Source organism: Alteraurantiacibacter aquimixticola (genome assembly GCF_004965515.1).
GTDB classification, from domain to species: Bacteria; Pseudomonadota; Alphaproteobacteria; order Sphingomonadales; family Sphingomonadaceae; genus Alteraurantiacibacter; species Alteraurantiacibacter aquimixticola.
In genome coordinates this window covers 143354-162477 of record NZ_SSHH01000004.1, presented here as the reverse complement: position 1 = coordinate 162477, position 19124 = coordinate 143354, and the positions used below count along the sequence as shown (strand labels likewise).

Here is a 19124-nt window from a genome sequence, read left to right as displayed (position 1 = left end):
GGTCAGAGCGCGAATTCCGTGGTGATCGGGATATGGTCGGAAGGCTTTTCCCAATCGCGCGCATCTTCGAGCACGCGGTGGCCGGTGGCCTGCTTCGCCAGTTCGGGGCTCGCCCACATATGGTCCAATCGCCGTCCGCGATCATTCGCGCGCCAGTCCTTGGAGCGATAGCTCCACCAGCTGAAATAGCGATCGGGATCGCGGATATGCTCGCGGCCGATATCGGTCCAGCCATGCGCGTCCTTGAAGCGCTGCAGCGTCTCCACCTCAATCGGAGTGTGGGAAACGACCTTCAGCAGCTGCTTATGGCTCCACACATCGCTTTCCAGCGGGGCGATGTTGAAATCGCCGACGATCATGGTCGGGCGGTCCACCTTGTCGGCCCAGCGCGTCATCCGCTCGAGGAAATCGAGCTTCTGGCCGAACTTCACATTGACCTCGCGGTCGGGCTCGTCACCGCCGGCGGGGACGTAGACGTTTTCAAGGATCATGCCCTGTCCGGGGCCGAGCAGCTCCACGCCCACATGGCGCGCCTCGCCATTGTCCTGCCAGTCATGGCGGGAGAATTCCTTCAGCGGGATGCGGCTGACCGTGGCGACGCCGTGATAGCCCTTCTGCCCGTGCACGGCAAAGTGGGTGTAGCCCAGCTCCTCGAACGCCTTGTAGGGGAACTGGTGCTCCTGGCACTTGATCTCCTGCAGGCAGAGCACGTCGGGCGCCTCCTCCTGCAGGAAGCGCTCCACGATGGGCATGCGCAGGCGGACGGAATTGATGTTCCAGCTTGTTATCGAAACCATGGGGAAGCTGCTTAGGTGCGATGCGCACGCGCGGCAAGCGGCGCGGGCGCATCGGCCCCGAACGGACATGGCAGGAAAAGGAAAACCCCCGTCCCGGGGGCAAGAGGGACGGGGGCTCCTTTTTTAGCGTTCGTCACGCCTAGCGATCAGGCCTTGCGGAAGTTCGGGCAACAGGGGGGAAACCCGTAACCACCAGCCGTTTCGCTAATTATGAATATAGGGGCTTTCGCCTGTCACGTGAATGAATGAACGGCCGCAATTTGTCGCGTTTCTCCAACCGTTCGCCTGACAAACGTTTAGCCGGGGCGACGGGACGAAGAACGCGGATCTCGATAGCGGAAAGTGCTGTCGGGTACGTCGATGCCGTATCGGTGGTTCGAAAGGCGCACCGTAGTACGTTGATTCTGCGTGTCGCGGGCCACCCAGGCGGTCAGTTCCAGCCCGCCGGGGGCGGAGGACTTTTCCGTGAAAACCAGCGTCAGCTCGGGGAATTCGGGCTTGTTCGGATCGGCCACGGCGATGCTCACCACATTGGGCGAATTGGTCGCCACAACCCTGCCGTAGCGGGTGATGTCACGCTCCGGATCGAGCAGCGCGCCCAGCGGGGAATCGCTGATCGGATAGCGTTCCAGCTGCTGCACATCGTAATCGGCGATCGACAGCGTGCGCCCGTTGGAGACGATCAGCATGTTCACGTCGTCGCCATATTCGAAGCGGATGCGGCCGGGATTGCGCATGGTCAGCGTGCCGCCGACCGTCTGGCCGGAGCGGTCGCTCTGCGTGAAGCTGGCGCGCATGGTGGTAATCGCGCGCAGGGCACTGGCGGCCCTGTTCAGCTGGTTGGAGGTTTGTGCGGCCACCGGCGCGGCGGGCAGGGCCAGCGCGACGGGGACGGCAACGGCAAGGGCGCCGGCAAATGCGGCGCCCAGCGGCTTTTTCGTGATGCGATACAAGGCGTTCATGCTCCCATTCCTAGCGGTGGAGCGTTGAACTGTCACTGAACCCGGTTCGTTCCCGGTATTCATATACGCTTCCCGCGAGGGGCAGCTTACTTGATCTTGCCTTCCTTGTACTCGACGTGCTTCTTCACGACCGGGTCGTACTTGCGGAAGGACAGCTTCTCGGTGATGTTCCGGGGGTTCTTCTTCGTCACGTAGAAGTGGCCGGATTCGGTCGAGTTCAGCCGGACTTTGACGGTTGCGGGCTTCGCCATGTCTCTATTCCCAAAAGGTCTGGTTGAGGGCGTCACGGCCCTGAAAAACAACAGGCGACGCACTGAGCGCCGCCCCGTGGGCGCGCCTTTGCGAGAGAATCGGGGAAAAGTCAAGCAAGAGCGGGCCTGGATTGCCCTACCACTCCACCTTGCCGCGATTGGCCTTCTTCTGGCTGTGTTCCTTCTTGTGTTGCAGCCGCTTCACCTTGCCCACGCGGTTTACGCGCACCTTCTTGCGCTGCTTGGGCGGCTTGCACGCCTCGTCGATCAGCGCCGTCAGTCGTTCGCGTGCTTCGCGCCTATTGGCTTCCTGCGTGCGGTGGTTGCGCGCATCGATCACGATGTCGCCGGCATTGTTGAGGCGGCTTCCTGCCAGCTCCTTCAGCCGGTGGAAGATCTGCGGTGGCAGGCCGAGCGCGTAGATATTCACCCGCAGCTGCACCGCGGTCGCCACCTTGTTGACGTTCTGCCCGCCGGGGCCGGAGGCGGCGATGAAGCTCTCCTCGGCTTGCGCCATCGCGCGATCGAGGATGGCGCCCATCGGTTCAGAAACCCAGCGCGGTGAAATCGGCGGGCATCGGGGCGGAAGCGGCGATCGGCGGCTTGCCCTCGCGCGGCAGTTCCAGCGCGCTGGCATGCAGCATGGTGCGGGCAAAGGCATTGCGCTGGCCATAGACCGGATCGCCCAGCAGCGGGATGCCGATGCCGCTGGCCGCATGGACGCGGATCTGGTGCGTGCGGCCGGTCTCCGGGCGGAATTCCACCAGCGCGCGGCCCTTCTCCTCGGCGATGACGCGCCAATGCGTCTGCGAAGGCTTGCCCTTTTTCGCCGGGATCATCCGCCAGCCCTTCTCCGCGCTGGAGATCTTGGTGAGGGCGAGGTCGACCGTTCCTTCCTTCTCCTGCGGAATGCTGGCGAGGATGCCGAGATAGGTCTTGCCGACCAGCTTTTCCTCGAACGCCTTGTTGAAGCGCTTCAGCGCCTTGGGATTGCGCGCCAGCAGCAGGCAGCCCGACGTATCGGTATCAAGCCGGTGGACGGGCGCGGGCGCGCGCTGGAAGCCGAGCTTCAATTGCTCCCAATGATCCTCCAGCGAGGGGCCGCCCTTGCGCGGCGTCTCGATCGGCAGGCCGCCCGGCTTGTCGATCACCAGAGCTTCGCCGTCTTCGAAGAGGATGGGGATTTCGGTCATGCGAGAGCCGCGCCAATCCGCCGGATCGCTTCTTCCAGCACCGCCTCGTCGGTGGCGAAGGAGATGCGGAAGCCGTTCTTGCCGCCGAATGCGCTGGCGGCGACCACCGCTACGCCATGGTCGAGCAGGTGCAGCGCCAGCTTGCGGTCGTCCCCGCCGAAGCGGTCCATGAGTTCGCTGGCATCGATGAAGCAGTAGAAGGCGCCATCGGGCACGGGGGTGGAAAGGCCGGGGATCGCATTGATTGCCGCCACCACCATGTCGCGCCGGGCGCGGAAACGTTCGCGCCAGTCCGCGAGGAAATCCTGGGGTCCCTCGAAAGCGGCGACGGCTGCGGCCTGGCTGATACTGGCGGGGTTGCCGCTGGAATTGCTCTGCAGCTTGCCCATCGCATCGATCAGCCATTTCGGCCCGGTGGCAACACCGATGCGAAAGCCGGTCATCGCATGGCTCTTCGACACGCCCGAAACGGTGCAGATGCGGTCGGCGAGGTCCGGGCAGAGATTCGCCAGCGTGGCATGCGGCCCGTCGGTATAGTTGAGCGGCGCGTAGATATCGTCTGACAGCACCATCACCTGCGGGTGGTGACGCAGCACTTCGCCAATGCCCTTGAGCATTTCCGCCGGATAGACGGCGCCTGTCGGGTTGCCCGGCGAATTGAGCATCAGCCAGTTGGTCGAAGGCGTGATCAGCGCCTCGAACTCGCCCGGATCGAAGCGGAAATTGCGGTGCGCATGGGTGCGAAGCGGCACCACCGTGCCACCTGCAAAGCGCACCATTTGCGGATAGCTGACCCACCAGGGCGAAGGTACGATCACCTCGTCCCCATGGCTGACCGTGGCGACGATGGCTTCGAACAGGGCCTGCTTGCCGCCGGCGGTGACGATCACCTGCGAGGGATCGGTGGCGATGCCGAGGTCGCGCTGGAAATGGAGCGCGGCGGCCTTCTTCAGCGCCATGGTGCCGGTGACCGGCGTATATTTCGTATCGCCCGCATCGAGCGCGGCCTTGGCCGCCTCGATCACATGCGGCGGTGTGGCGAAATCGGGTTCGCCGACGGAGAGCGAGATGATGTCCTTGCCCTCGGCGCGCAATTCGGTGGCGCGATCGGTCATCGCCGTGGTCGGCGAAGCCTCGATCCGCTGGAGCATTTCACTAAGCGATTCCGTCATTTGAGCACCGCCTTCATCAATCCGCGCACCGAATTGCCGAGCAGGAAGCCGTCGGACAGATCCTCCAGCGTGAGCCTGGCTTCGGTGGCGCGCCCCTCCTCGATCAGATGCCGCCGCTGCACGCCGGGTAGAAGGCCCAGCGACAGGGGCGGCGTGAGCAGCTTGCCATCGCGCTCGACGAAGATGCTGGAATGGCTCGCTTCGGTTACCAATCCGTCATCGCGCACGAAAATCGCTTCCGCAGCGCCTGCGGCCTGCGCGGCTTCGCGGGCGCGGTCATAGAAAGCGCGGTCGGTGCTTTTGTGCTTGAGGCGCCAGTCGCCGGGCACCACGGGCAGCGGCAGGGCGAGACACGTCACCGGCTCTGCCAAAGCGCCAGCGCCCAGCGGAACGGCCTGCAGGGTCACATCGCCATTGCGGGCGAGCAGGATGCGCAGCTTCGCCGCCTCCTCCAGCTCGAAGCACAGCGCCTGGATGCGGTTCCTCGTATCGTGCCGGTCGAAGGAAAAGCCCAGCTCCGCCGCGCTCGCCTTCATGCGTTCGAGATGGAGTTCGAGCAGCGGGATACCGTCCTCGGGATCGAACAGCATGCTTTCGATGAGGTCCGCCCCGGAAGCTTCGCGGCGCAGGAAGCTGCCCTTCACAAGGCATTCGCGCCATTCGCTCATGCCCTCGCTATCCGCGACGATGGCGCCACCGACGCCAGCGACCACCTTGTGGCGATTGTTCTCGCCCGGCGTCAGCCGCACGGTGCGGATGGCGACGTTGAAGGCCGCATCGCCATTGGCCCCGATCCGCCCGATCGCCCCGCAATAGGGGCCGCGTGCATCGGGCTCGACTTCGTGGATCAGTTCCATCGCACGGATCTTGGGTGCGCCGGTGATCGATCCGCAGGGGAACAGCGCGCGCAGCATGTCCATCGCCCCCTTGCCCGGCTGCAGCGTGGCGCGCACGGTGGAGACCATCTGGTGCACCGTGGGATAGCTTTCGATCGCAAAGGGCCGGTCGACGCGCACCGTGCCCGCATCGGCCACGCGGGAAAGGTCGTTGCGCATAAGGTCGACGATCATCAGGTTTTCGGCCTTGTCCTTGACCGATGCGGCCAGCTCTGCGGCCAGCGCCTTGTCCTCCGCCTCGGTCGCGCCGCGCGGGCGCGTGCCCTTCATCGGCTTCACCTTGGCCTCGCGCCCGTTGAGGGTGAAGAACAGTTCGGGGCTGAAGGAGAGCAGCCAGTGCGACCCGTCGAAGATCACGCCGCCATATCCGGCAGCGCCAGCCGGGCGGATCGCGCGATAGATCGCCAGCGGCTCGCCATCGGCGGCGCCTGCCAGCATCATGGTGTAATTGGCCTGGTAGATATCGCCCGCGCGGATCGCTTCCTGCAGCCGGTCGAATTGCTGGAGATAGGCGCCGGTGGAGATTTGCGGCTCCATCGGCCCGATCGAGGCATGGCCGGTGCCGCCGCGCGCTTCCAGCCATGCGGGAACCTGCGCTGCGGGAATGCGCGTCACCTGGTCGAACAGGCCGAACCACACCAGCGGGCCCGACGCGCCGCTGCGGCCATCGGCCAGCACTTGCAGCTTGGGCTCCAGCGCCAGCCCCGCCTCATAGGCGAGATAGCCCGCCAGCGTGCCGCCGGATTCTTCCTGCGCCGCCTGCGCTTCGGCCAGCACGCGATCGACATCGGCCGGGCGATGGGCGACGAAAATGGCGCGCGGGCTCTCATAGAGCTGCGCGTCGCTAGCCCCTTCTGCGCGGGCATCGTCCAGCAGTACGAAAGGTTCGCTTGCGGCCATCCGCCCCGCTCTAGCCGGAAATCCTCACATGTCTATTGCTTGACCGCGAACACCGCCCTGCGCCAAGCAGGGGGCAAGACGAATTGCAGCAAAGACAAGGCAAAACACCATGGGTGAGATTTTCATCGGCAACGACCTCGACGGCGACAAGCTGAGCCTGAACCTCGGGCGCGCCAACCGCCACGGGCTGATCGCGGGCGCAACCGGTACCGGCAAGACGGTGACGTTGCAGGGCCTTGCCGAGAGCTTCTCCGCCAATGGCGTGCCGGTCTTCGTTGCCGACGTGAAAGGCGACCTGTCAGGCATTTCGATGCCGGGCTCCCCCACCTTCAAGCATGCCGACAAGCTGGAGGGTCGGGCGAAGGAACTGGGCATGGACGATTATGCCTATTCCGATAACCCGACGATCTTCTGGGACCTTTACGGTGAGCAGGGCCATCCGGTGCGCACCACCGTTTCCGAAATGGGGCCGCTGCTGCTGTCGCGCCTGCTCGATTTGAACGACACGCAGGAAGGCGTGCTGCAGATCATCTTCCGCCATGCCGACGACGAAGGCCTGCTGCTGCTCGATTTCGGCGATTTGCAGTCGGTGCTCGCCTGGGCGTCGGAGAACGCCAAGGAGCTGTCGGGCGAATATGGCAATGTCACCAAGGCCAGCGTCGGCGCGATCCAGCGCCAGTTGCTGAGCTTCGAGAGCCAGGGCGCGGACCTGTTCTTCGGCGAGCCCGCGCTGGAGATCGACGACTTCCTCCAGACCGACGAGCAGGGGCGCGGCTACATCAACGTGCTCGCCGCCGACAAGCTGATGCGCAGCCCCAAGCTCTATGCCACCTTCCTGCTGTGGCTACTGGCCGAATTGTTCGAAACGCTGCCCGAAGTGGGCGATCCGGAAAAGCCCAAGCTGGTCTTCTTCTTCGACGAGGCGCACCTCCTCTTCGACGATGCTCCAAAGGCGCTGGAGGACAAGATCGAGCAGGTCGTGCGCCTGATCCGCTCGAAGGGCGTGGGCGTCTATTTCGTGACGCAGAACCCGATCGACATTCCCGAGGAAGTTGCCGGACAGCTGGGCAACCGCATTCAGCACGCGCTGCGCGCCTTCACTCCGCGCGACAAGCGGGCGATCAAGGCGGCCGCCGAGACCTTCCGCATCAATCCCGATCTCGACGTCGAGCAAGCGATCACCGAATTGCGCGTGGGCGAAGCGCTGGTGTCGACCCTGATGGAGGACGGCGCGCCTTCCATCGTTGAGCGCACGCTGGTGAAGCCGCCGCGCAGCCGCCTCGGCCCGGTGACCGCGAAGGAGCGCGCGATCATCTCCTCGGTCAGCCCGGTCGATGGCAAATATGACACGGCAGTGGATCGCGAGAGCGCGGAGGAAGTGCTCCTCGCCAAGGCCGCCGATGCTGCCGAAACGGCGAAAGAAGTGGAGGAGGAAGGCGAGGAGGAAGTGCGCAAGCGCAGCCGCAAGCACACCTCGCTGTGGGAAAAGGCGAGCAAGGCCGCGATGGGCGCCGCCGCCGGATCGCTGGCCTCGGTCGCCGCTGCCGCCGTGACCGGGCGCAAGTCCCGCGCCAACCCGATGCGGACCGCGGCAACCTCTGCCGCCGGAACGATCGCCACCGAACTGGGCGGCGGCGTGGCGGGACGCTTCGTGCGCAACCTGATCGGGGGGTTGATGCGGTAGGGCTGGCAGGCCGCGCTTTGGCCTRCCCCCTCCATGTGCTACATTCCCGGCAAGACATAATGGTTTGACGGTCGCATCCTTGGATCAAGGGGGAGGATGCCGTGGAACATGTTTTTGTCGACCTGCCGCCGGATTACGGCAAGGTCTATCTTTATGATCGCCATGAACTGACATCTTCGGGCAAGCCAAAGAAGTACAAGCAGGTCTTGTGGGGCGACTTCCTGTGGGTGGACGATGTCGCGCCCTCGGATGCCGAGTGGACGATGATCGTCTGGCATCCGAACAATCCGGAAAAGCGCAAGGAGCTGAGAATCCGCACCGCGCATGTGGTGCCAAAGCGCCCGCTCGAAATCATCTTCGTCGATGTCGGGCAGGGTGACGGATCGATCATGATCAGCCCGGAGCGGGGCGAGGATGAGCGGATAATCGTGATCGATGCGGGGGAGCGCGATCACATGCTGGAATTCCTCGGCGAGCGTTTCGGGGGTTACCGCAAGGACCTGCTGTTCCATGCCGCGGTGATCACCCATCCGGACAAGGACCATTACCTTGGGTTTCTCAACATCTTCGGCAACGACAAGGTCCGCTTCGAGAACATCTATCACAACGGCATTGTCGAGCGTCCGAAACTGTCGGGCTGGGATCAGGTCGGCGGATTGACCGAGGACCCGCAGACCAGTGTCGATTACCTCGAGGAGCTGGCGACCGATCATGCGGATATCGAGGCCATTTTCGCTGCGCCCGTGGATGTGCCCATGGGCAGCGGCGAAAAGCTCTTCCCGCAGGTCATGCGCACCGCGCTGGACAATGGCACATTCACGCGGCCCGGCGGCGGGCAGGGTCGGGTCAATATCCAGATGCTCTCCACCGAACATGGCGAGATCGACGCCGACGGGCTGAGCTGGATGCCGGGCTTTCGCCATGGCGGCGGGCGGGACTACTCGATCCGTGTGATCGGCCCCGTGGTGGAAACCGCGCCTACCGGAAAGAAGCGGCTGCGGCGCCTGTCCTCCTATGGCAAGACGAAGAACGGCCATTCCGTGCTGCTGAAGCTGCGATATGGCGAATTCGACATCTTGTTCGGCGGCGATCTCAATTCGGTCGCCGAGAAATTCCTGCTCAAGCACTATACCGACACGACGCGATGGCCGAGCAGTGCTGCTGCGCGCAAGGCGATGATCGACAAGGCGCGCGAGGTCTTCGAATGCGACGTGATGAAGGTCTGCCACCACGGCGCGACCGATGTGACCGACGAATTCCTCGAAGCGGTCAATCCGGCGGCCTTCGTCATCTCTTCGGGCGACCAGGAAGGCCATGTCCACCCGCGCCCGGACCTGCTTGGCCGGCTGGGCCGTGTGGGCAGGGGCGATTCGCCGGTGCTTCTGTCCACCGAGCTGCAGCGCTCCACGCGGGAAAAGGAGGATGCCAAGCTGGTCGCACGGCTCAAGGGCGATATCGAGAAGCAGCTTGCCAGCGTTACCGAGGCGCGCGGCAAGCGCATTGCCGAGGCGATCGAGGTACTGGGCGGCAGCAACGTGCTGGTCGATGGCGCGATCTATGTGAAAACCGATGGCCAGCGTCTGATCGCCGCTTTCCGCACCGAGACGGGGAGCGAGCTGAAGAAGTGGTTCTATTTCGGCTATGAGATGGATGGCGGCGAGCTGAAGCTGGCCAAGAACTAGCTGTCGAGCGGCAGGCGAATGGTCGCCACCAGCCCGACCACAGTGCCCGCATCGCCCAACCGGTTCGCCAGCGTCAGCGTACCGCCATGCTGTTCGGCGATCGCGCGCGCAAGAGTTAGGCCGAGGCCTGCCCCGCCCGTTTCGCGATTGCGCGATGCCTCGCCGCGCTTGAAGGGCTCGAGCATGGACATGATGTCGCCATCGGGAATGCCGGGCCCTTCATCCTCGATCCGGATCACCGCCTCGCCATTCTCTCGCGCGAGGCTGACTACCGGCTTTTCGCCATAGCGCAGCGCATTGCCGATGAGGTTGCGCAGGGCGCGGCGCAGCCATGTCGCGCGCAGGCGCAAGGCCGTTCGCTGCGTTTCGCCCAGCGTCACGTCCTCGCCCATGTCCTCATATTCCTCGACCACCGAGGCGACGAGGGCGGATAGTTCGGTGCGTTCCAGCGGGTCGCTCGGCCGGCCGACGCGGGCGAGCGAGAGGATATCGTCGAGCGAATTGGTGATGTCCTCGATCGTGCGGGCCATCTTCAGCCGCTCGGCATCGTCCTCCACCGATTCGATGCGCACGCGCAGTGCGGCGAGCGGGGTCTTCAGGTCATGCCCGATCGCACCCAGCATCACGTCCTTTTCATCGAGCAGCGCGGCAATGCGCGCTTCCATCGCGTTATGCGCGGTGATCAGCTGGCGCGTATCCTCGGGGCCGGAAGGTTCGAGCTGGCCGGCTGTCTCACGCGTATTGCCGAAGGTCTCCATCCGCGTGCGCAGCGCCGCCAGCGGGCGCGTGATCCGGCGCAGCAGCCAGTAGAGGCCGCCCACGAGGATGACATAGATCAGGAGCGTCTGGATGATGATGCCTATATACCGCCCGTGCTCGGGTCCGGGCAGCGGGACGCGGGCGACCAGCCACTCCTCCTCGCCCACGCGTTTGAGGCCGGCAATCAGCATATCGCCCTCGACATCCCAGCCATCGCGATTGGCGATCTGCGAATCGGTGCGGATGCGCTTGAGGCCGCGCATGATGTAATCGTCGCGGCTGACTGGGCGGGAGAGCACCACCAGGTCGTCGATCGCCACGCCCTGGTCGGTCAGCACATCGGTAAGGCGTTCCAGCCGCTCCGGATCGGTGAATTCGCCGCGCAGGACCGGTGATTCCAGGGCGCGCTCTATCCGCAGGCGGCGGCGTTCGCGGCGATTGTGGTCCCGGCCGTCGCGAAAGCGGTATTCGACGCGCGGATCGGCCACCAGCTGGAAGGCCAGCGTGTTGATGAGGCCGTTCTCGCGCCGCAATTCCTCCGCCCGGAAGCGCAGGATGCCGGACAGGGTTTGTGCCGCCAGCAGCGCCAGCGCCACCGCCAGCAGCATCTGCCCCAACAGGCTTTTGGGCAGGAAGCGGCGCATCAATCCTCGCCCTGCGGCAGGCGGCGAACGTCGGCGGCAAGGCGGTATCCGCCGCCCCACACGGTCTGGATCAGCTTGGGATCGCGGCTGTCTTCCTCGATCTTGCGCCTGAGGCGGCTGACCTGGTTGTCCACCGCGCGATCGAACAGATGCGCCTCGCGCCCCTGCACCATGTCGAGCAGCCGGTCACGGTCGAGCACCTGGCGCGGATGGTCGAGAAAGGCGGAGAGCAGGCGGAATTCGGCCGAGGAAATGGGGATCACCGTGCCTTCCGGGTCGCTCAGGCGGCGCTTCAGCGGATCGAGCGTCCAGCCTTCGAATTCGTACATCGCATCGACTTCGGTCGGCGCAGCCTGTTTGTTCGCGCGGCGCAGGACGGAGCGGATGCGGGCAACCAGTTCGCGCGGTTCGAAGGGTTTGACCACATAGTCGTCCGCGCCGATTTCGAGGCCGACGATACGGTCGGTCGCCTCGCCCTTGGCGGAAAGGAAGATCACCGGCAGATGCTTCGATTCGATGAGGTGGCGGCAGAGCGACAGGCCGTCCTCGCCCGGCATCATGATGTCGAGCAGGACCAGATCGGGCTTGCTGTCGACGAGGAAGGATCGCGCCTTGGCGGCATCGGGGGCCTGATGCACGACGAACCCCTGGCGGGTCAGGTAATCCGCCAGGGGTTCGCGCAGGCTGGCCTCGTCATCGACCAGCAGGATTGTGATATCGGCTTGTTCGCTCATGTCTTTTGCCCCCGGTGGGAGGCAGCTTAGCCGATCATGCGCCCACGTCCACGCCTGCCGTCCCTCTGGCCTTCCGGACGGGCATTGCGGCGTTCGTCGCGCGTGACGGTGCCGTCATTGTCGGCATCGGCGGCATCGAAGCGGGCGAGCATGGCGGAGGTGAATTCCTCCTGGCTGATCTTGCCATCTTCATTGGCGTCGGCCTGGCCCAGCAGGGCGCGACCGCCGCGCATCCCGCGCATGCCACGCATTCCGCGGCGGCCTTCACGACGGGCAAAGCGTTCGCCTTCCTGCGCACCGCGCTCGGTCCGGGCTTCGCGGCGTTCCTTGCGCTGTTCGCCGCGGGCCTCACGCATGGCGGCGAATTCCTCGCGGCTGATCGTGCCGTCGCCATTGGCGTCGACGCGGTCGAAGCGCTCATCGGCACGGGCGTCGCGATCGGCATCGGACAGTTCGCCATCGCTGTTGGCATCGAGCCGGGCGAACATCTGCGCCGCGCGCTCTTCGGCCATTGCGCGGGTCATGTCGGCACCGCGCTCGGGACGTTCAGGGGCCTGCGCGGCCGCAGTGCCCGCAGCAAGCGTGGCAATGGCGGCGAGGGACAAGGTCAGGGTCTTACGCATATTTCTCTCCAGTTATCTTGGTGCCTGGAGAGCAACGCGATGCCGCTTTATTGGTGGGAGGGGGGAGTGCGCCACCGCGTTGCTCATGACACCCTTCTAGGCTCGCAATGTCGCAATTCTATGCCGGAAAACGGCCTTTGTGTCGCAATTTGTCGCTTCCGGGGATGTGTGTTCATCCCGCGGAAATCCGCGGTTTAGCGGGCGTTCAGGAAAGCTCCGTCAGCGCGGCCTGTGCTGCGTTCCCATACCGGCGGTGATGAACCGGCTGCTCGCCGCATCGGCTACATTGGCCGTGTGCCAGACACCCGCCGGGTTGATCGCATATTCGCCAGCTTCGAGCCGGGTCGTGCGCGTCTCCCCATCGGGCAGTTCCTGGATCAGTTCCAGGGTTCCCGAGAGGCAGACCACCACCTCGTCGCCCGCCGGATGCATTTCCCAGCCGGACCAGTCCTCGGTGAAGTGGTACATCGAGACGAGCCGCCCCTCATTGCCATCCTCCGCGTTCCGCTCGCCATAGTCGGCATACCATTGCATGGCGCGTTCATCATGCGGGAACTCCGGCTGCGCGAGGGCGCGGGCACCGAGGCCGAGATGGATGGGATGGGTCTCGAGCCGATTGATGCTCATAGCGGTGCGCAAGCCTCCTCCAGCCATTCCAGCGCCTCGCCTTCAAGCTGCGGAGCGACCACTTCCCGCACGCGGGCGTGATAGGTGTTCCACCAGGCGATCTCCGCCTCGGTCAGCAGGTCCGTATCCACCAGCGTCGCATCGATCGGCGCGAGGGTCAGCGTCTCGAAGCCGAGCCATTCGCCTTCCCCGCCTTCGATCTGCCGCTCTTCCACCAGCACCAAATTCTCGATCCGGATGCCGAATTCGCCGGTCTTGTAGTAGCCCGGCTCGTTGGAAAGGATCATGCCCGGGAGCAATTCCTGCTCGGTTCCCGCCTGCCCGCCGCGCGGCTTGGCGATCCGTTGCGGCCCTTCGTGGACGGAGAGGAAGCTTCCGACGCCGTGGCCCGTGCCATGCGCATAATCGACGCCCGCCGCCCACAGGAATTGCCGTGCCAGGCTGTCGAGCTGCGATCCGGCGGTACCCTTGGGGAAGGTCTGCGTGGCGAGGGCGATGTGTCCCTTCAGCACGCGCGTATAGCGGTCCTTCACCTCGGCGGGCGGGGCATCGGGGCCGATCCACACGGTGCGCGTGATGTCGGTCGTGCCGTCCGGATACTGCCCGCCACTGTCGACGAGGTAGACGCTGTTGGGCTCGAGCGTGCGATTGGTCTCCTCGCTCACGCGGTAATGAACGATCGCGCCATTGGGCCCAGCGCCGCTGATCGTGTCGAAGGACAGGTCGCGCAGGTCGCCGCAAGCTTCGCGAAAGCCCTGCAGCTTGGCGGCGGCGGAGAGCTCGTCCACCTTGCCTTGGGGAGCTTCGACCGAGAGCCAGTGGAGGAAGTTCGAGACGGCCGCCCCGTCGCGATGCTGCGCGGCGCGGTGTCCGGCTTGCTCGGCTTCGGTCTTGGTCGCCTTGGGAAGCACGGCGGGGTCGGTTTCGGGAACGACGGTTGCGCCGCCCGTTTCCAGCGCATCGAAGATCGCCGCGACCGAGCGGGCGGGATCGGTCGACACGCGCTTGCCCTTGAACTCCGCGAGCGAGGCAGCGAACTCGCGGCGATCGCGAATGCGCACTGCATTGCCGAGCGCGGCGGCGACATCGGCAGGCACCTTCTCCGGCGCGATGAACCAGTCCGCCGTCCCGTCGCCATGGACAGTGAGATAGGATAGCGCCACCGGCGTGCGTTCGACGTCTTGCCCGCGGATATTGAGCAGCCAGGCGACCGAATCGAGCGCCGAGATCACCACTGCGTCCAGCTTCTCTTCCTTGAGCCACTCGGCAATCGCGCCGCGCTTGTCCGCGCTGGAACGGCCGGTCAGCGCCTCGTCCTGCAGGAAGGCGGGGGCAGCGGAAGGTTCGGGCTGGTCTTCCCATACCGCATCGACCGGATTGCTTTCCACCGGCACCAGCTTGGCGCCAGCCTTCTCCAGCCGCTTGCGCGCGGTTTTGGCCCAGCCCTGCGTGTGCAGCCAGGGGTCGAAGCCGACTTCGGCCCCTTCGGAGACATTCTGAGCCAGCCAGTCGGCAATCGAATCGCCGGGTACCGATTTGTATTCGTAGAGCTTGCCGTCCACCTGGTCGCGCACCTGCAGGGTGTAGCGCCCGTCGACGAAGATCGCCGCATTGCCCTTCGTCACCGCTACCGTCCCTGCGGAGCCGCCGAAACCGGTCAGCCAGGCGAGCCGCTGGGCATAGCCGCCGACATATTCGGACAGGTGTTCGTCGCTGATCGGGATGACGAAGCCTTCCAGCCCGCGCCGCTCCAGCTCCTTGCGCAGGGCGGCGAGTCGGGCTTCGTGAGTATGCATCAGCATGTGAATTGCGTCCGGTTGTGAATGTAACTAAGCCTCCTATCACATATGTGGATCGAGGCCACTGCCGGTGCAATGCACTTTTCAGCCTTCGCCCATCCTGCCAAGGAGCGCGTTCCTTTATGAAACCATCCTTCCTTCTTGCCGCCGCCGCCCTGCTGCTTCCTGCCCTTGGCGCGGCCGCCCAGTCCAGTGAGAGTTCCAGCGTGAGCGAAACCACTCCCACCGCGCCGCCGATTGCCGAACAGCGCCCCCATTCCTATTCCCGACACGGCATCACGATCGAGGATCCGTATCACTGGCTGAAGGACCAGTCCTACCCGACCATCGATGACGAGGACGTGCTCGACTACGTGCGCGCGGAAAATGCCTGGTTCGAGGCGCAGATGGCGCCTCACCAGAAGCTGGTGGAAGAGCTGTTCGCCGAAATGCGCGCGCGGCTGAAGGAAGACGATTCCACCGTGCCGCAGAAGGATGGCGACTGGGTCTACTGGTCCGAATTCGAACCCGGCGCGGAGTACCGCAAATATTACCGCCGCCCCGTTTCAGGTGGCGAGCCGCAGCTTTTCCTCGACGCCGTGGCCTTGGCCGAGGGGCACGAATATCTCTCGATCAACGATATCTCGATCAGCAAGAGCGGCCGCTATGTCGCCTATTCGATCGATACCAGCGGGGCGGAACGCTACACCGTCCATATCAAGGATCTCGAGACGGGCGAAATGCTGCCCGACGTGATCGAAGAGACCAATACCGGCCTGATCTGGGCGGCAAACGACACCATGCTCGTCTATGGCCGCGCGAATGAGAACTGGCGGGTAGAGAATGTCCGCGTCCACCGCATCGGCACGCCTGCCAGCGATGATGTGGAGATCTACAAGGAGGAGCAGCTGGGCTTCACCGTCGACAGCGGCCTGTCGGCGGAGGAGGATTATCTGCTGATCGCCACGGGCGACAATGAGACGAGCGAATATTGGGTGCTGCCCGCCGCCGATCCGCTGGGTGAGCCGCAGCTGATCCGGGCGCGCGAGAAGGGCGTGGAATACTCCGTCGATATCCGCGACGGCCTGCTCTACATCCTCTCGAACCGCGACCATGTGAATTTCGGCCTCTACACCGCGCCGCTCTCCAACCCTACCGAATGGACGCCGCTGATCGAGGGTTCGGACGAATTCTACCTCACCGATTTCAGCCTGTTCAAGGACTTCTACGTCACCGAGGGACGACTGAACGGGCTCGACCAGGTGCAGCTGCGCGATTACGCCGATCCTGCGAAAGTTCAGCCGATCGCCTTCCCAGAGGCGAGCTACACCGCTGGTCTCTCGAACAATCCCGAATACGATGTCGACAAGCTGCGGCTCGCCTACGAATCCCCGATCACGCCCGACACGGTCTATGATTACCACGTCGCCAGCGGCGAGCTGGAAGTGCTCAAGGTGCAGGAGATTCCGAGCGGCTATGACGCTTCGCTCTACACGGTAGACCGGCTGTCGATCCGCGCACGCGACGGGGCCATGGTGCCGGTGACGGTGCTTTATCGCAAGGATCGACCGATGGCCAATGAGTCCGATTCTGCCCCGCTGCACCTCTATGCCTATGGCGCCTACGGCTTCGCCTATCCGCCCAATTTCTCCACCACCCGCTTCAGCATGGTCGATCGCGGCATGGCCTATGCCATCGCGCATATCCGTGGTGGCGACGATCTGGGCCGCAACTGGTACCTGCAAGGCAAGATGGAGGAGCGGACCAACACCTTCAACGACTTCGTCGATGTCGGGCGCGGGCTGGTGGAACTCGGCTACACGGCTGAAGGTCAGGTCAGTGCCAGCGGCGGCTCCGCCGGGGGCGAGCTGATGGGTGCGGTGATCAACCAGGACCCGGCGCTGTTCGGCGCGGTGGTGGCACATGTGCCCTTTGTGGACGTGCTCAACACCATGCTCGATGAAAGCCTGCCGCTGACGCCGGGCGAATGGCCCGAATGGGGCAATCCCATCGAGAGCAAGGCGGCCTTCACCCATATCCTGAGCTATTCGCCCTACGATCAGGTAGTGGCGCAGGACTATCCGCCCATGCTCGTCACCGCCGGGCTCAACGATCCACGCGTCACCTATTGGGAGCCCGCCAAATGGGTCGCCAAGCTGCGCGTTACCAAGACGGACGACAATGTGCTGCTGCTGAAGACCAATATGGGCGCAGGCCATGGCGGCCGCTCGGGCCGGTTCGAGGGCCTGCGCGAGACGGCCGAGGAAGCCGCCTTCATCCTGTGGCAGCTCGGGATATCCGAGTGAGCAACACTTTCAGCATGACCTTTACCGCGCTGCCGGAGCACATCGACGAGATGGGCCACGTCAACAATGCGGTGTGGGTGGGCTGGATGGAGGACGTCGCCACCTCCCACTGGAAGCAGGACGGACGGCCGCAGGACGTGGAAGCCTATGCCTGGGTCGTGACGCGGCACGAGATCGATTATCGCGGCAATGTGCGCAAGGGCGATACGGTGTCCGCGCTCACCGAAATCCGCGAGGGGCCTTCGGGTGCGCGCTTCGACCGGCACATCACCTTTTCCGATACTTCCGGCAAGGCGATCGTACGGGCGAAGACGACCTGGGCGATGGTGGACCGGCAGACGGGGCGGCTGATGCGCGTTCCTGCAGAAGTCGCCGCGCCGTTCATGGCTGGCGCGCCGCAGGAAGGCTAGGCCGCCTCTACCGCTTTGTTGCGGAAGGCTGACCTCCGTTCGGTCGGGGCCGGGAAACGACCCACCTTCTCCGACACCATGCGGTTACGGCCTGCCGCCTTCGCTTCGTAGAGCAGGCGGTCGGCATGACGGAAGATCGTCTCCAGCTCCACCGCCGGAAGCACGTCCATCGGGATATCGCACACGCCCATGCTGGCGGTAACGATGCGGTCGATCTCGACCGAAGCGCTGACATGGCGCGGTATGGCGAGGCGCAGGCGCTCGACCCTTTTCACCGCATCCTGCCCGCGCAGCAGCAGGGCGAACTCCTCGCCGCCCATGCGCACGGCCAGTGCATCCCCGTCCTCCTGCAAGGCAAGCGCCACGGCGCGAAGCACGTCATCCCCCACGCTATGGCCGAACGTGTCATTGATGGTCTTGAACCTGTCGATATCGAGCAGGGCGAACACCGAATAGCCCTGGTTCCGCAGTTCCGGGAAGCGGTCTTCCAGCAAGCGGCGATTATAGAGGCCCGTGAGCGAATCATGTTCGGTCATGTGCTCGAGCATCTGCGCTTCGGTCCGGGCGCGGTCGCGCTGGTGCTTGAGCAGCATGAAGCGGTCGGTCACGCCCAGCGTCGTGGCGATGACTTCGAACACGCAGCCGACATAGAACAGCATCATCGCATCGGTGGCTGGCAAGGCATCGACGAACTGGCTGACGAGGCGCGTGACCCCTACGAACAGCAGCGGCGTCCAGCCCACCAGCTGGAACTTCGCCGCGCGGCTGCCCAGGCGCAGCGAATTGGCGACCGCTGCGATGTAGAGCAGCAGCACCGGCAGGAAGGCGGCGTAGTAGGCATCGGTTTGCCACGCACGGCCGACGAACGGGAAGAAGGCGTGGAACATGGACAGTGCCAGCGACCATATCGCCGCCATTGGCAGCAGGCGACGCAGGCGCGGATTCATCTTGCCCGGCTCGATAAAGCTGTAGGCGAACATGCCGCCCGCCGCCACGGAGGTTCCGAAAGCCAGCGTCGTCAGTTTGCTCAGCTGGGAATTGGAGAGATCGACCAGGATCACCGAGAGCCCTGAGTTGAAGAAGATCGTCAGCATCAGCGTCACGGTCAGCGCGGCATGCCACAGCACGAAGGGTTCGCGCAGCACGCGGTAGAAGGCCGCATTGAATAGCACCGGCATCAGCAGCATTCCGCTGAGCGCTGCCAGCATGGTCAGCAGCGGCTGGACGGAGGGGTGCTCGCCCGGGTCGTTGGGAGAAAGATGCGCCTGCTCCATCGTCATGGCATGCGTTGGGCGATCGAGCGTGACGATAACTTCGCGCGTCTGGTCCGTGACCGGCGGAAGCCCTGCATGGAAGAAGCCGTTGACGGCAGAAGGCCGGGCGGTCTCCGGCGTGTAGCTGAGGGTCCGCCGCGTGCCATCGAAATCGACTGCGTCAATCCGCAGGGATTCGTAGGGGCTGCGGCGGGTGACGAGGTATCGGGGAAGCGTGCGCGTATGGTCCAGTTCGAAGCGCAGCACATTGCGTTCGGGCTTCAGGGAATAGCGCGGTGCGGCGCAATTCCATCCCTTTGCAGCGACGATCTGCTCCGGGGTGCGGGCGATATCGCCGCTCGCCAGGCAGCTTGCATATTGGCGTGCCGAATCCACCGCTACCGGTGCGGCCTGGAGGGCTCCGGGCACAACTATTGCCAGCAGCCAGGCCAT

Annotated in this window: 17 protein-coding genes; 4 read left to right on the top strand and 13 right to left on the bottom strand. The window is 64.5% G+C overall.

Annotated elements, in window-relative coordinates:
- Positions 1-2 precede the first annotated feature (2 nt).
- From xth to pabB, 7 genes are all read right to left on the bottom strand, one after another.
- Complete coding sequence (gene xth, locus E5222_RS14435) at positions 3-797, bottom strand: exodeoxyribonuclease III (protein ID WP_136694507.1); 795 nt, start codon at positions 795-797, stop codon at positions 3-5.
- Positions 798-1093: 296 nt separating this feature from the next.
- Positions 1094-1759, bottom strand: coding sequence for a LolA family protein (locus tag E5222_RS14430; protein WP_136694506.1), 666 nt, complete (start codon positions 1757-1759; stop codon positions 1094-1096).
- Between the two features lie 86 nt (positions 1760-1845).
- The gene (rpmG, locus tag E5222_RS14425; RefSeq protein ID WP_136694505.1) at positions 1846-2010 is read right to left on the bottom strand and encodes a 50S ribosomal protein L33; all 165 of its coding nucleotides are present in this window, start codon (positions 2008-2010) and stop codon (positions 1846-1848) included.
- Positions 2011-2146: 136 nt separating this feature from the next.
- Entirely contained in the window at positions 2147-2551 is a 405-nt protein-coding gene (gene arfB, locus E5222_RS14420; RefSeq protein ID WP_136694504.1) for an alternative ribosome rescue aminoacyl-tRNA hydrolase ArfB, read from the bottom strand.
- Between the two features lie 4 nt (positions 2552-2555).
- Positions 2556-3203, bottom strand: a complete 648-nt coding sequence (locus E5222_RS14415) for an RluA family pseudouridine synthase (RefSeq protein ID WP_136694503.1) — start codon at positions 3201-3203, stop codon at positions 2556-2558.
- A complete protein-coding gene (locus E5222_RS14410; protein WP_246021805.1) occupies positions 3200-4375 on the bottom strand; it encodes a pyridoxal phosphate-dependent aminotransferase in 1176 nt (391 codons plus the stop codon). The genes E5222_RS14415 and E5222_RS14410 overlap by 4 nt, the downstream gene beginning before the upstream one ends.
- Positions 4372-6171: an aminodeoxychorismate synthase component I gene (pabB, locus tag E5222_RS14405; RefSeq protein WP_136694502.1), complete on the bottom strand. Its 1800-nt coding sequence runs from the start codon at positions 6169-6171 to the stop codon at positions 4372-4374. Before pabB ends, E5222_RS14410 begins: the two co-directional genes overlap by 4 nt.
- A 109-nt stretch (positions 6172-6280) precedes the next feature.
- Here pabB and E5222_RS14400 point away from each other — a divergent pair, with 109 nt between their 5' ends.
- Positions 6281-7855: a helicase HerA-like domain-containing protein gene (locus E5222_RS14400; protein WP_136694501.1), complete on the top strand. Its 1575-nt coding sequence runs from the start codon at positions 6281-6283 to the stop codon at positions 7853-7855.
- Between the two features lie 101 nt (positions 7856-7956).
- Positions 7957-9537 (top strand): ComEC/Rec2 family competence protein, encoded by a 1581-nt coding sequence (locus tag E5222_RS14395; protein ID WP_136694500.1) that lies wholly within the window; start codon positions 7957-7959, stop codon positions 9535-9537.
- Here E5222_RS14395 and E5222_RS14390 read toward each other — a convergent pair.
- The 5 genes from E5222_RS14390 to E5222_RS14370 all read right to left on the bottom strand — a co-directional run bounded on the left by E5222_RS14390 (position 9534) and on the right by E5222_RS14370 (position 14726).
- A complete protein-coding gene (locus E5222_RS14390; RefSeq protein ID WP_136694499.1) occupies positions 9534-10940 on the bottom strand; it encodes a sensor histidine kinase in 1407 nt (468 codons plus the stop codon). The two genes, E5222_RS14395 and E5222_RS14390, sit on opposite strands and share 4 nt — an antisense overlap.
- On the bottom strand, positions 10940-11674 hold the full coding sequence (locus E5222_RS14385; RefSeq protein ID WP_136694498.1) for a response regulator: 735 nt from the start codon (positions 11672-11674) through the stop codon (positions 10940-10942). Before E5222_RS14385 ends, E5222_RS14390 begins: the two co-directional genes overlap by 1 nt.
- 26 nt (positions 11675-11700) lie before the next feature.
- A complete protein-coding gene (locus tag E5222_RS14380; RefSeq protein ID WP_136694497.1) occupies positions 11701-12297 on the bottom strand; it encodes an EF-hand domain-containing protein in 597 nt (198 codons plus the stop codon).
- Between the two features lie 219 nt (positions 12298-12516).
- Positions 12517-12924 (bottom strand): cupin domain-containing protein, encoded by a 408-nt coding sequence (locus E5222_RS14375; RefSeq protein WP_136694496.1) that lies wholly within the window; start codon positions 12922-12924, stop codon positions 12517-12519.
- Positions 12921-14726, bottom strand: coding sequence for an aminopeptidase P family protein (locus E5222_RS14370; protein ID WP_136694495.1), 1806 nt, complete (start codon positions 14724-14726; stop codon positions 12921-12923). Before E5222_RS14370 ends, E5222_RS14375 begins: the two co-directional genes overlap by 4 nt.
- Positions 14727-14845: 119 nt before the next feature.
- On the opposite strand from E5222_RS14370, the gene E5222_RS14365 reads away from it, so the two are divergent.
- Complete coding sequence (locus tag E5222_RS14365) at positions 14846-17008, top strand: S9 family peptidase (RefSeq protein ID WP_136694494.1); 2163 nt, start codon at positions 14846-14848, stop codon at positions 17006-17008.
- Complete coding sequence (locus tag E5222_RS14360) at positions 17005-17418, top strand: acyl-CoA thioesterase (protein WP_136694493.1); 414 nt, start codon at positions 17005-17007, stop codon at positions 17416-17418. Before E5222_RS14365 ends, E5222_RS14360 begins: the two co-directional genes overlap by 4 nt.
- On the opposite strand, the gene E5222_RS14355 is transcribed toward E5222_RS14360, so the two are convergent.
- Complete coding sequence (locus tag E5222_RS14355) at positions 17415-19124, bottom strand: sensor domain-containing diguanylate cyclase (RefSeq protein ID WP_211196166.1); 1710 nt, start codon at positions 19122-19124, stop codon at positions 17415-17417. The genes E5222_RS14360 and E5222_RS14355 overlap by 4 nt on opposite strands.

Coding starts and splice junctions, on each gene's coding strand:
- xth (WP_136694507.1), bottom strand. CDS start 797: ATGGTTTCGATAACAAGCTGGAACATCAATTCCGTCCGCCTGCGCATG.
- E5222_RS14430 (WP_136694506.1), bottom strand. CDS start 1,759: ATGAACGCCTTGTATCGCATCACGAAAAAGCCGCTGGGCGCCGCATTT.
- rpmG (WP_136694505.1), bottom strand. CDS start 2,010: ATGGCGAAGCCCGCAACCGTCAAAGTCCGGCTGAACTCGACCGAATCC.
- arfB (WP_136694504.1), bottom strand. CDS start 2,551: ATGGGCGCCATCCTCGATCGCGCGATGGCGCAAGCCGAGGAGAGCTTC.
- E5222_RS14415 (WP_136694503.1), bottom strand. CDS start 3,203: ATGACCGAAATCCCCATCCTCTTCGAAGACGGCGAAGCTCTGGTGATC.
- E5222_RS14410 (WP_246021805.1), bottom strand. CDS start 4,375: ATGACGGAATCGCTTAGTGAAATGCTCCAGCGGATCGAGGCTTCGCCG.
- pabB (WP_136694502.1), bottom strand. CDS start 6,171: ATGGCCGCAAGCGAACCTTTCGTACTGCTGGACGATGCCCGCGCAGAA.
- E5222_RS14400 (WP_136694501.1), top strand. CDS start 6,281: ATGGGTGAGATTTTCATCGGCAACGACCTCGACGGCGACAAGCTGAGC.
- E5222_RS14390 (WP_136694499.1), bottom strand. CDS start 10,940: ATGCGCCGCTTCCTGCCCAAAAGCCTGTTGGGGCAGATGCTGCTGGCG.
- E5222_RS14385 (WP_136694498.1), bottom strand. CDS start 11,674: ATGAGCGAACAAGCCGATATCACAATCCTGCTGGTCGATGACGAGGCC.
- E5222_RS14380 (WP_136694497.1), bottom strand. CDS start 12,297: ATGCGTAAGACCCTGACCTTGTCCCTCGCCGCCATTGCCACGCTTGCT.
- E5222_RS14375 (WP_136694496.1), bottom strand. CDS start 12,924: ATGAGCATCAATCGGCTCGAGACCCATCCCATCCATCTCGGCCTCGGT.
- E5222_RS14370 (WP_136694495.1), bottom strand. CDS start 14,726: ATGCTGATGCATACTCACGAAGCCCGACTCGCCGCCCTGCGCAAGGAG.
- E5222_RS14365 (WP_136694494.1), top strand. CDS start 14,846: ATGAAACCATCCTTCCTTCTTGCCGCCGCCGCCCTGCTGCTTCCTGCC.
- E5222_RS14355 (WP_211196166.1), bottom strand. CDS start 19,124: ATGGCCTGGCTGCTGGCAATAGTTGTGCCCGGAGCCCTCCAGGCCGCA.